Source organism: Klebsiella quasivariicola (genome assembly GCF_002269255.1).
GTDB lineage: Bacteria > Pseudomonadota > Gammaproteobacteria > Enterobacterales > Enterobacteriaceae > Klebsiella > Klebsiella quasivariicola.
On the sequence record NZ_CP022823.1, the window covers coordinates 4,048,246 to 4,059,639 of the forward strand.

The window sequence follows — 11,394 nt, forward strand, 5'->3', positions numbered from 1 at the left end:
CACCTAAAGCGCAATAAACGTCGGCGGGTCAAAGGCGGTGATCGGCGGCAGTTCCTCTCGCCACGGAGCGATCTCCACCCAGCAGCTCTGGGCGCTACAGCCCTGCCCCAGGCGCGAACTGCCGCGATCCTCGGTTAACACGTTGGGATTGCCGTGCTTATCGAGCGATCCTTTTTCTTTGGGATCCAGCGGGTCATACCAGGCGCCGGTGGACATCTGCACCACCCCCGGCAAAATCTGCTCGCTCAGGTGCACGCCCGCCAGAATCGCCCCGCGGTCGTTATAGACCTTCACCACGCAGCCTTCGCGGATGTCTCTTGCCTGCGCATCGCTCGGATGCATCCACAGCGGCTCGCGTCCCTGAATTTTCGTCGCCCGGCTGACGCTGCCGTGGTCGTACTGACTGTGCAGGCGGGCGCGCGGCTGACTGGAGAGCAGATGAAGCGGCCAGCGCGCCGCCTCCTGCCGCTGGCGGGCGGCCTCTTCCTCATCCCACCACGGATGGCCAGGGCATTCACGATAGCCAAACCCGGCGACGGTGGCGGAAAAGAGTTCAATCTTGCCGGAGGGCGTGGTGAGCGGATAGCGCTGCGGATCGGCGCGAAAATCGGCGAGAAAGATCTGCGGCCGCTCCGGCGCACTGTACTCCAGCACCCCCTGCTGCCAGAACGCCTCGAATGAGGGCAGCGTAATGTCCTCCTCTTCGGCCCGCGGTCTTGACTCCTCATAGAGATGACGCAGCCACTGCCCGGCGTCACGTCCTTCGCTGAACTGTTCTCCGAAGCCCAGCCGTTCGGCCAGATCGCAGAAAATGGCGTAATCATCACGCGCCTCGCCCACCGGCGGGATCTGCGCGCTCATAGCGATCATAAACCCGTCGTGGCCGCCGCAGCCGATGTCCTCTCGCTCCAGCGAGGTGGTGGCCGGCAGAACGATATCGGAAAATTTGGCCTGCGCGGTCCAGTACTGCTCATGCACCACCACCGTCTCCGGGCGGCGCCAGGCCTCGCACAGTCGGTTGAGATCCTGATGATGATGAAACGCATTGCCTCCCGCCCAGTAGACTAAACGGATATCGGGATAACGCCGCTGCTGACCGTCGAACTCATAGACTTCTCCCGGATGGAGCAGCATATCGGACAGCCGCGCCACCGGGATAACGCTGTCCACCGCATTCTCCCCGGCGGGCAAGCGCGGGCCGGAAAACGCTTTTCGCACCGCACCCGCCAGGTTGGTACAGGCGTAGCCAAACCCAAGGCCGCCGCCCGGTGTGCCGATCTGTCCCAGCAGCGCGGTCAGGGCCACCGTCGCCCAGTAGGCTTGCTCCCCCTGACGGGCGCGCTGGACAGACCAGGAGATATTCACCATCGTCCGGTGGCGGGCCATCTCCCGCGCCAGGTCGGCGATGCGCTGGGCGTCCAGGCCGGTGATCGCCGCCGCCCACGCCGGGGTTTTCGCCACGCCGTCGTGCTCGCCCAACAGATAAGCGCGATAGTGGGCAAACCCGACGGTATGGCTGGCGACAAACGCCTGGTCGTAGAGAGATTCACTGATCAGCACATAGCTCAGCGTCAGCAGCAGAGCGGTATCGGTGCCCGGCCGAATGGCCAGCCACTCGGCGTCGGCTACCGCGCTAAGATCATTGCGCACCGGGCTGATATTGATAAATCGCGCGCCGTTGGCCTGCATCTTATCCAGCCAGTACTGCAGCATATGGTCATTGGCGCCGCCGCCGTTGACCTGGGCATTGCGCAGCGGCAGTCCGCCGATGGCGACAAACAGCTGACACTCCCGCGCCAGCTCGGAAAAATGGGTATGCTGACGGTGCAGCGGGCTCAGCGGCCCGAGAATATGCGGCAGAATGCGCTCGCCCGCGGCGCTGCTATAGGTATTGGTGCTGGCGGTATACCCGCCAAATCCCTTGAGAAAGCGGTGCAGCTGGCTCTGTGCATGGTGAAAGCGCCCGGCGCTGGCCCAGCCGTAGGAGCCGCCGTAGATCGCCTCATTGCCGCAGCGCGCCTTGACCGAACGCAGCTCGCGAGCCAGCAGGTCGAGCGCCACCTCCCAGCTGACTTCGACAAAGGGCTCCTTGCCTCGCCCCTCTCGTGACGCCGGCCCCTGCTGCAGATAGCCAGCGCGCACCGCCGGACGGCGAATGCGCGTTTGGCTGGTCACCGCGTCGGGGAGCGACTGGCCGATGCGTGACGGATTTTTATCCCAGGGCACCGGATTCACCGCCACAATATCGCCTTCCTGGCTTTCTACCTGCCACGTTCCCCAGTGCATCACCGTATAATTATGCTGTTTCTTCATAGCACCCGCGTTCTTCTCAGCCAAAAACTCGTTAAAATAAATCGAGGAAATGACGGAAATATCCCCGTCCCAGCCAGACATTACTCTGCTAAAAAAAGTATTAGCCCACGCAATCACCTGCATTTCCCTGCAAGGGCCTTATTTCTCCACGCCATCACAATAAACAGAAAGCCGTCTTTATCCGTTAAATAAACACGGAAAAAGTCAAAAATAAAACCACAAAATAAAAAGGTATATTTTGCATCATGAAATATTTTCAGGTTCCCGATGGCAAAATAACATTTTTCTCTGGCGTTTCTGCGATATAACATTGCCGGCATAACTTAGACTTATTTTGTATTTGAGGTGGCGAGGTCCTTCTTGTCATGCTACCGCTCCGCAACCACCTTCATCACAGGATCATAATAACAATGTCGCAGAAGAGAAAATTATTGCCTGCCGCGCTGGGACTGCTTTCCCTTGCCTCGCTGAGCGTCACTGCCGCGGACGCCCTCTCCTTACAGGGAAAAACCATTGGCGTTGCCGTGGTCGGCACTCAGCATTTCTGGGATCGCGAGGCCTTTAAAGGCGCGACAGAGGAAGTGGAGAAACTGGGGGGGAAAGTCATTGGCGTCGATGGCGGTCGCGATAACCAGGTGCATGCCAATAATCACGATATTTTACTGTCACGCAAGGTGGATGCGGTAATTAGTATTCTCGGCGACAGCGCCGTCGAACCCAAATTTAAAGCATTGCGTGATGCCGGTATCCCGGTATTTACCGTGGATCATGTTTCACAATATTCAGTCAACAATACCACCTCCGATAACTACACTTTAGGCTCAACCATCGGCCGCTATATGGCGGATGAATTAGGCGGCAAAGGCAACGTCGCTGTATTTAACGCATTCTCCAGCGCGCTGCGTATTTGCGGCATTCGTTACGATCAGTGGAAATATGTCCTTAAGGATTATCCGGATATTCATATTATCCAGCCTGAGCTTGCGGAACAGTTTGCCAACTCACAGGAAGATGCGCGGAAGAAAACCCTCGAATTACTCAGTCAGTATCCGAAAGGCAAACTGGACGCCATCCATGTCGCCTGCTGGGATCAACCGGCCATCGGCATCGTCCAGGCGCTGGAAGAGACCGGTCGCGATAAGGACGTGAAAGTAACGGCGATCGACGCCGGTCCGGAGACCCTGGAGATCATGGCAGAGCCTGGCAGTCCGTTCGTGGCGAACGTCGCGCAGCAGCCGCATCTGATCGGCCAGACCTCTGCCGACAACGTGGCCCGCTACTTTGCCGGTCAGAAACTGCCGGTGCAAACCTTTATCCCGGTGGTCCCGGTGAAAGGTCCGCAGGAGGCGAAAGCGGTGTATAAACAGTTGGGATACGGCGAACTGCAGTGATAAATCAACACCCTGGCGGGGAGCGCCCCGCCGCGGGTCTGGTCATGGACCAGATCGGCAAACGTTTTGCCAGCGTCACCGCGCTCAATGCGGTCACCCTGCGCCTGAGCCCAGGGGAAATTCATGGCCTGATTGGCGAGAACGGCGCCGGTAAATCGACGCTGATCAAAATCCTCGCCGGCGTCTATCAGGCCGACAGCGGCAGCGTGACGCTGGACGGTCACCCGCTGCCCCTCGGCAACCCGGCTGCCATCGAAGCCGCCGGCATCCGCGTTATCCACCAGGAGCTGAACCTGATCCCGCATTTTACCGTCGCGGAATCGGTGTTTCTCGGCCAGGAGTATCGCACCCGCTGGGGGGCGCTGGATCGCCGACGGATGAAGGCCGCTACGGCGCAATTTTTCCAGCAACACTGGCAGTTGACGATCGACCCCGAACGGCTGGTGCGCGACCTGAGCCTGGCCGAACGCAAGCTGGTGCAGATTGCCCGCGCGCTGATCGACGGCGCGGCGCGGCTGGTGGTATTCGACGAGCCCACCGCGCCGCTGGAGGCGCAGGAGGCCAGTCTGGTCTCCTCCGCCATCCTGCGCCTGCGCGACCAGGGCATTGCCATTCTGTATATTTCCCACTACCTCAATGAGATAGCCACCCTCTGCGACCGCGGCACCGTGCTGCGTAACGGGGAAGTGGTCGGCTATCCGGACCGCGACCTGCTGCAGAACACCGAGGCGCTGATCGCCATGATGGTTGGCCGGGAAATCGACCAGCTCTATACCCCGCGCCAGCGCCCGGCGGCAGACACCGGGGCGGCCCCGCTGCTCTCGGTGCGCCAGCTGAGCGACGGGCAGCAGCTGCAGGATCTCTCTTTTGATATTCAGCCGGGCGAAATCGTCGGCGTCGCCGGCCTGCTGGGCGCCGGGCGCGATGTGCTGGTCGACTTACTCTACGGCTTACGCCCGGCGGAACGCGGTACCATCCACCTCGACGGCCGGCCGCGGCGCATCCGCACGCCAAAGCAGGCGATCCGCGCCGGCATGGCGCTGGTGCCGCGCGACCGCCGCCATCAGGGGCTGATCCTGCCCTTCACCACCGCCGACAATATTAATCTCGCCTCGCTGCCGGAGACCGCCACCTTGGGCTGGGAGCGGCGGGGTCTCGCCGAGCAGAAAGCGCGCGACTGGATAGAACAGCTGGCGATCCGCCCGGGACGCCCGGGGCTGCCGGTACGCTACATGAGCGGCGGTAATCAGCAGAAAGCGATCCTCGCCCGCTGGCTGGGGACCGATGCCCGGCTGTTTATTCTCGATGAACCCACCCTTGGGGTCGATATCGGCGCCCGTCGCGATATTTATCAACGGACGCGCCAGCTAGCCGATAAAGGACGGGCGGTGCTGGTCTCCTCCAGCGACGCCACCGAACTGCTCGGACTATGCGACCGGATCCTGGTCCTCTGGCGCGGCGCGCTGGCGGCCAATCTGCCCACCCACGGGCTAACGCTGGACGCCCTGCTGGTGGCGATCAACGGCGGACAGGAGCCTTCACCATGAGTACCGCTATCCTGCGTCGCGGCCGTCCGGGCCTGGCGACGCTGATTGAAAAATTTCCCCTGATCCTGTTTCTGGCGCTGCTGGTATGGCTGAGCGTACAGTCTCCCTACTTTCTCAGCTGGCAAAATATCAGCCTGATGCTGGTCCAGAGCGTTCCGCTGGCGATCCTCTGTTTCGGCCTGGTCTGCGTTATCGCCGTGGGCGGGGATGACGTGGTCTCCGGCGGCATCGACCTCTCCCTGCCGGCGACGGCGGTGCTCGGCGTCGCGCTGCTCAGCCTCGGTCTGGCCGAATGGCACACGCCGTACCTCCTGCTGCTGGCGCTGCTGGCGGCGGTTTGCCTGCTCTGCGGGGCAATTAACGGCTTGCTGGTGCTGGCGGCCGGCCTGCCGCCGCTGCTGGCCACCCTCTCGACCTCCGTGGCGTTTACCGGCCTGACAGATCTGTTGACCGGCCAGCGGCGCATCGCGGTCAGCGATCCGCTGATGGTCGCCTTTCGCGATAACAGCGTGCTGGGCCTGCCCTGGCCGCTGATCTATCTGCTGGGGGTATTTATCCTGTTCCAGTTCCTGCTCCACCACTCCCGCTTCGGCCAGCATGTGCAGGCGGTGGGCGGCAACCGCGATATGGCGCAGATGAGCGGCCTGAACGTGCGCCGCCTGACCCTGCTGGTCTGGCTGTTAGCGGGCATTGCCGCCGGGCTGGCTATTCTGCCGCTGCTCAGCCAGGGCTCCGGCAGTTCCAGCGGGACGGCCACGCCGCTGCTGCTGGAAACCGTGCTGGCGACCTTTATCGGCGCCGCCTTCTCGCGCCGTCGGGTGGTCACCATCTGGGGGGCGCTGCTGGGGGCGATTCTGGTCAATGCCCTCTCTAACGGGCTCGGCCTGCTGGGGGTCAATATCTTCTGGATGGGCGCCATTAAAGGCGGCCTGATCCTGGTGGTGCTGGCGGCATCGGCGGTCAGACACAAAGGAGGCGAGGCATGAGCCAGATAACCCTGAAAACCCCTGCCCCGACAGAACAGACGGCCAGCAGCCCGCTGGCCTGGCTATCGCGGGCCGGATTTGGCGTCATCACCCTGCTGGCCATCGCCCTGTTTGGCTGGGCGAATCCGGTATTTTTAACCGTGGATAACTGGGCCAACCTGCTGCAGGGCAGCGCGATCCTGCTGATTGTGGCGATGGCGATGACCCTGATCGTCAGCGCCGGGGCGATTGATCTGTCGGTGGGCGTTGCGCTCGATTTCGGCGCCGCCTTCGCCCTCGTCGCCCTGAAAACCTGGCATCTGCCGTGGCAGGCCGCGGTGGGCTGCGCCCTGCTTGGCGGCGTCCTGATTGGCCTGCTCAATGCCTTTCTGATCCTCATCTGCCGGATCCGCCCCTTCCTCGCCACGCTCGGCACCTGGTTTATCGCCAGCAGCGCCGAGCGCATCTATACCGACGGCGGCGGCGCGATAGCCTATCGGCGGATGGCGCCGGAATATCACGATCTGGCAGTGGGCAGCCTTGGTGGGATCCCCACGCCGGTGGTGATTGTGCTGGCGCTGTGGCTGGTGGCCTGGCTGGTCACCGAGCGCACGCTGTGGGGCAAATATGTCCGCGCCATCGGTCAGAACAGCGAAGCAGCGCGCATCGCCGGGATCCGCGATCGCCTGACCATGCTCGGCGTGCTGGTGGCCGCCTCGGCGCTCTGTGCCGTCGGCGGGGTGATCCTCTCCGCCAACCTGCGGCAGTTTACCCCGCTGGCCGGGCAGTCTTACCTGATGGACGCCATTGCGGCAGTATTTATCGGCACCGCCTTTAATCGTCTGGGCCGGGTCAGCATCCTTGGCACCCTCGGCGGCGTGCTGTTCCTTGCCATTATTGATAATGGCCTGAACCTGATGGGGCTCAATTATCTGGTGAAGGACGCGCTGGTCGGCGTGATTCTGGTGGTGGCCCTCGCCCTTTCCTTCTGGCAGGCGCGCATGCGCCAAACGCATCGCTAAACGGGAGAACGATGGCAACCTTTGACGCCGTGTTTGTCGGCCTGACTATTCTGGATATCGCCGGGCGCCCGGTGGTGGCGATCCCGCCGCGCGGCGGCGTCGCCTTTATTGAGCAAATTCGCCTCAACCCCGCCGGCACCGCCGCCGGGGCCAATATTAACGCCGCGAAGCTGGGGATCCGCACCGCAGCGGTGGCCTGCCTGGGTGAAGATGAAAAGGCCGACTTTATCCTCGCCAGCTATGCCCGGCTGGGCATCGACTGCTCGCTTATCCAGCGCACCGCGCTGAAAGAGACCTCGGCGACGATCCTGCCGATTCGCCCCAACGGCGAGCGTCCGGCCCTGCACTGCCGGGGCGCATCCGACGCCCTGTTTGTCAGTGACGCGGAATTTGACGCCGTCCTCGACTGTCGTTTCCTGCATCACGGCGGGACCGGACTGCTGGCGGCAATGGATCAGGGGCAGAGCGCGCGGCTGTTGCAGGCGGCTAAAGCGCGCGGAGTCACCACCAGCTTTGACCTTATCGCCCCGAATGAAGACACCCTTGAACTGCTGCGGCCCCTGCTGCCGTCGGTGGATTATTTCATGCCTTCGCTGGAGGAAGCCGCTTTTCTCTGCGGCGAGACCCAGCCGGAGGCCATCGGCCGTTTCTTCCTGGCGCTCGGCGTGGGCACCTGTATTCTGAAAGACGGCGAGAACGGCTCCTGGCTTATCCGTGGCGATGGCGCGCTGGAGCATATTGCGCCGTGGCCCGTCGAGGCAGTGGATACCACCGGCTGCGGCGACAGCTACTGCGGCGGGTTTATTGCCGCGCTGGCGCGCGGGCTCAGCGTGAAAGCAGCGTGTGACGTCGCCTCGGCGGTGGCCGCGCTGGTGGCAACCGGGATGGGATCGGATGCCGGGGTGGTAGACTGGGAACAGACCCAGGCTTTTATGGCGGCCCATCGCCCCTGACGTTGGACCCACGCCGCTGCAGGACGCGGCGGCGCAAGCGGCTTAACGCCACGGGTACAGCAGCGGCTCCCCGGCAACATAGCGCTGAAGATCGGCGGCAATCATCGCCGTGTGTTTGGCGATACTCTCCCGGGTGGCTCCGGCGATATGCGGCGTGATAATCACGTTATCGAACTCGGTGACAAAAGGATGATCGCGCCACAGCGGTTCGCGGTGATAAACATCCAGCGCCGCGCCGCCCAGCGGGCCGTGACGCAGGGCATCAATCAGCGCAGCCTCGTCGACCACCGCCGCGCGAGAGGTATTGATCAGCAGCGCGCCGGGCTTCATGCTGTTTAACAGCGCCGCATTCACCAGCCCGTCGCTGTGCGGCCCGCTGCTCAGATGCAGGCTGACGATATCCGCCTCGCGGAACAGCGCCTCCAGGGTCGTTTTCTGTAACCCTGGCTCATTAATATCCTCTGCGGCGACGAACGGATCCACCACCAACACCGCCATACCGAACGCCCGGGCGATACGCGCCACCCGGCGGCCAATGTTGCCATAGCCCACCAGCCCCAGCGTTTTATTGCGCAGTTCACTGCCCTTAAACACTTCATAGGGGCTTTCCGGGTTCACGTCCCAGACCACATCCCGCCGCAGGCCCTGCCGGGTGGCGGCTGCGGCATTGTCAGCCTGCGTGAATTCCCCCCGCTTCAGCGCCGCATGGGATTGCGGAATATGGCGCGCCAGGCTGAGCATCAGGCCAAACGTCAGCTCCGCGGCGGCATCGGCATTGCGCCCCGGGGTATAAAGCACCCGGATGCCGCGCGCCTGCGCGGCCTGGGTATCAATATTCACTGGATTGGCGCGGGTGCAGGCGATTACCTGCAGGCGCGGACAGGCGGCCATTACCGCGTCCGTCACCTCATCATAGCTGGTCACCAGCACCTCGGCGTCGTGGGCCAGCTCAATCAGCTGACCGGCGCTGAGCTTCGGTTTGCCCAGCGCCCATCCCTCCACCAGCAGCTCGCCCAGCGGGTGGAAGGCGCTAAGGTCGCCAGCATGCTCGGCGGTAAAAACGATTTTCATGGTTGTAGGTCCTGAGAAAAAGATTGAAGGGCGGCCTGCCTGGCCTGCCATACCGGCAGCATCTGCTCGCGCAGCAGGCGGTAAACGGGATACAGCGCCGCGTAGCGGGCATGCGCCTGAGGGCGCGGCTGATAGCGGGTCTGCGCCAGCGGAGGCGTCCCGGCCAGCGCCGCGACGCTGCGGGCCGCCAGAATCGCCGCGCCGCGCGCGCTCAGTTCGTTAAAGGCGCTGGAGACCACCGTGCGTCCGGTACAGTCGGCGATAATCTGCAGCCAGGTCGCCGAGGCTGCGCCGCCGCCGGTCAGATACAGCTCGCCGCCCTGCGGATAACCCTGCAGCGCATCGACAATGGCGAAGGCCAGGCCTTCAAACACCGCGCGCTGCAGTTCGGCGCGGGTGGTGTGCGGGCTAATGCCAAAAAAGCCGGCCCGCGCGTCCGGGCTGTAAAACGGCGCGCGTTCGCCATTGAGGTACGGCTGCCAGAAGACGCCGCCGCTGCCCGGCTCCACCTCCGCGATCGCCTGCTCCAGCCGATCCAGATCGGCGTCCAGCGAAATATGCTGCTGCAGCCAGTCAATGTTTGGCGTACCGGCCTGCATCGGAAACAGCGAGATCACCTGCCCGGCTTCGGTATGGGTGACAAAGCGCGTCGCCTCGTTCACCGTCTGCGGGCCGCGGCAGACGATCCCGGTGCAGCAGGTGGTCCCGAGGATCGTGTAGATATCCCCTTCGTTGACCGCGCCGCAGCCCAGCGCGGCGCTACAGACATCCAGCGCCCCGGCGGCCACCGGCGTCGCGGCGGGCAGTCCGGTCAGCGCCGCCACCGCGTCGCTCAGCGTGCCGGCCGGGGCATCCGGGGCCAGCAGCGGGGGAAACAGCGGCAGCAGTTCGTTCAGCCCCATCTCGTTCATCACCACCGAGGACCAGCCGCCGGTCTGCTGGTTAAGTAACGAGCTGCTGGCGTCCGTCAGCTCCAGCGCCGCCACGCCGGTCAGGCGAAAGCGGATCCAGTCCTTGGCGAAAAACAGATAGCGCGCGGCCGCCAGCCGCGCCGGCTGATACTGTTTCAGCCAGTACAGCTGCAGGCTGGTATTGCAGGGCTGCAGGTGGGTGCCGGTATCGGCGAAATAGCGGCGGTCGAAGCCGGGCCGGCGCAGCAGGTCGCTCATCAGCTCGTGGCTGCGGGTATCGCTCCACAGGATCCCCGGGCCCACCGGTTCACCCTGCGCATCGCTGAGCCAGACCCCCTCCCCTTGCCCGGCGAGGCCGATGGCCCGCAGCCGCCCCGCCTGCAGCGCCGGGTGGCGGGCAATCTGGCGCAGAATAGCCAGCACCGAATGCCACAGCTGGGTCATATCCTGTTCCGCATAGCCATTGGCCGACAGGCGGGGTGACGTGTTTTCCGCGGCGCTGGCGCAGGCGGTGAAATGCTGATCAAACAGCACCGCTTTCACCCGCGAGGTGCCAATATCAATACCAAGATAAAAATCCATACCTGCTCCGGCTCAGGGCTCGTAGCGGCGGCGCATCAGCTCGCACTCGAACAGGAACTCCAGCCCCTCCAGTTGCCGGCGGGCCTCCTGAATATCTTTCCCCCAGCAGGTCAGGCCGTGGCCGCGCAGCAGAAAACCGTAGCGCAGCGGGCGCGTTTGCGCATAATCGGCAATCCGCGCCGCCAGGGCGTCAATATCCTGGTCATTATCGAAGATGGCGACCGGCACGGTATCGAGATGGCTGTGCTGCCCGCTAAGGGTTTTCTGCATTTCATACCCCTGCAGCGCCAGCGTGTCGCTTTTTTCGATGCGCGACAGCACCGTGGCGTTGACGGTATGCACATGCAGCACCACGTTGGCTTCCGGGAACAGGCGATACACCAGGGTGTGCAGGCCGGTCTCCGCCGACGGCTTCCGGCCGGAAGGCGCCTGATTGGTGGCGATCTCAACCTGCAGAAAATCCTCGGTTGTCAGGCTGCCTTTATCGCGGCCCGACTCGCTTAGCCAGCACCAGGTGTCATCCTGACGCACCGACATATTGCCGCCGGTCGCCGGCGCCCAGCCTTTCGCCCCGATCCAATGACAGGTGGTGACCAGTTGCGCGAGTCTTTCTTGCCACATAGCAGTTCCTTAGGTTAG

General features: G+C 63.3%; 9 protein-coding genes. 5 read left to right on the plus strand and 4 right to left on the minus strand.

Translation table 11 applies throughout. The features are described from left to right. Positions 1 to 3: 3 nt before the first annotated feature. Complete coding sequence (locus tag B8P98_RS20485; RefSeq protein WP_095033658.1) at positions 4 to 2,313, minus strand: molybdopterin-dependent oxidoreductase; 2,310 nt, start codon at positions 2,311 to 2,313, stop codon at positions 4 to 6. A 410-nt stretch (positions 2,314 to 2,723) separates the two neighbouring features. Here B8P98_RS20485 and B8P98_RS20495 point away from each other — a divergent pair, with 410 nt between their 5' ends. The 5 genes from B8P98_RS20495 to B8P98_RS20515 are packed head-to-tail and all read left to right on the plus strand — an operon-like array spanning position 2,724 to position 8,191. Then, the gene (locus B8P98_RS20495; protein ID WP_095033376.1) at positions 2,724 to 3,704 is read left to right on the plus strand and encodes a sugar ABC transporter substrate-binding protein; all 981 of its coding nucleotides are present in this window, start codon (positions 2,724 to 2,726) and stop codon (positions 3,702 to 3,704) included. A 44-nt stretch (positions 3,705 to 3,748) separates the two neighbouring features. Next, positions 3,749 to 5,251: a sugar ABC transporter ATP-binding protein gene (locus tag B8P98_RS20500; protein ID WP_167382702.1), complete on the plus strand. Its 1,503-nt coding sequence runs from the start codon at positions 3,749 to 3,751 to the stop codon at positions 5,249 to 5,251. Next, positions 5,248 to 6,237, plus strand: coding sequence for an ABC transporter permease (locus tag B8P98_RS20505; protein ID WP_025714584.1), 990 nt, complete (start codon positions 5,248 to 5,250; stop codon positions 6,235 to 6,237). The genes B8P98_RS20500 and B8P98_RS20505 overlap by 4 nt, the downstream gene beginning before the upstream one ends. After that, complete coding sequence (locus B8P98_RS20510; protein ID WP_080897287.1) at positions 6,234 to 7,238, plus strand: ABC transporter permease; 1,005 nt, start codon at positions 6,234 to 6,236, stop codon at positions 7,236 to 7,238. The genes B8P98_RS20505 and B8P98_RS20510 overlap by 4 nt, the downstream gene beginning before the upstream one ends. A gap of 11 nt (positions 7,239 to 7,249) precedes the next feature. Then, positions 7,250 to 8,191 carry a carbohydrate kinase family protein gene (locus B8P98_RS20515; protein WP_080924558.1) on the plus strand — a complete coding sequence of 314 codons (942 nt, stop codon included), beginning with the start codon at positions 7,250 to 7,252 and terminating at the stop codon, positions 8,189 to 8,191. Positions 8,192 to 8,233: 42 nt separating this feature from the next. On the opposite strand, the gene B8P98_RS20520 is transcribed toward B8P98_RS20515, so the two are convergent. From B8P98_RS20520 to B8P98_RS20530, 3 genes are read right to left on the minus strand one after another with little or no spacing between them, the layout of a single operon-like run. Beyond that, on the minus strand, positions 8,234 to 9,262 hold the full coding sequence (locus B8P98_RS20520) for a 2-hydroxyacid dehydrogenase (RefSeq protein WP_095033378.1): 1,029 nt from the start codon (positions 9,260 to 9,262) through the stop codon (positions 8,234 to 8,236). Next, positions 9,259 to 10,755, minus strand: a complete 1,497-nt coding sequence (locus B8P98_RS20525; protein ID WP_025714580.1) for an FGGY-family carbohydrate kinase — start codon at positions 10,753 to 10,755, stop codon at positions 9,259 to 9,261. Before B8P98_RS20525 ends, B8P98_RS20520 begins: the two co-directional genes overlap by 4 nt. A gap of 12 nt (positions 10,756 to 10,767) precedes the next feature. Then, positions 10,768 to 11,376: a methylthioribulose 1-phosphate dehydratase gene (locus B8P98_RS20530; RefSeq protein ID WP_008805607.1), complete on the minus strand. Its 609-nt coding sequence runs from the start codon at positions 11,374 to 11,376 to the stop codon at positions 10,768 to 10,770. Positions 11,377 to 11,394: the final 18 nt, after the last annotated feature.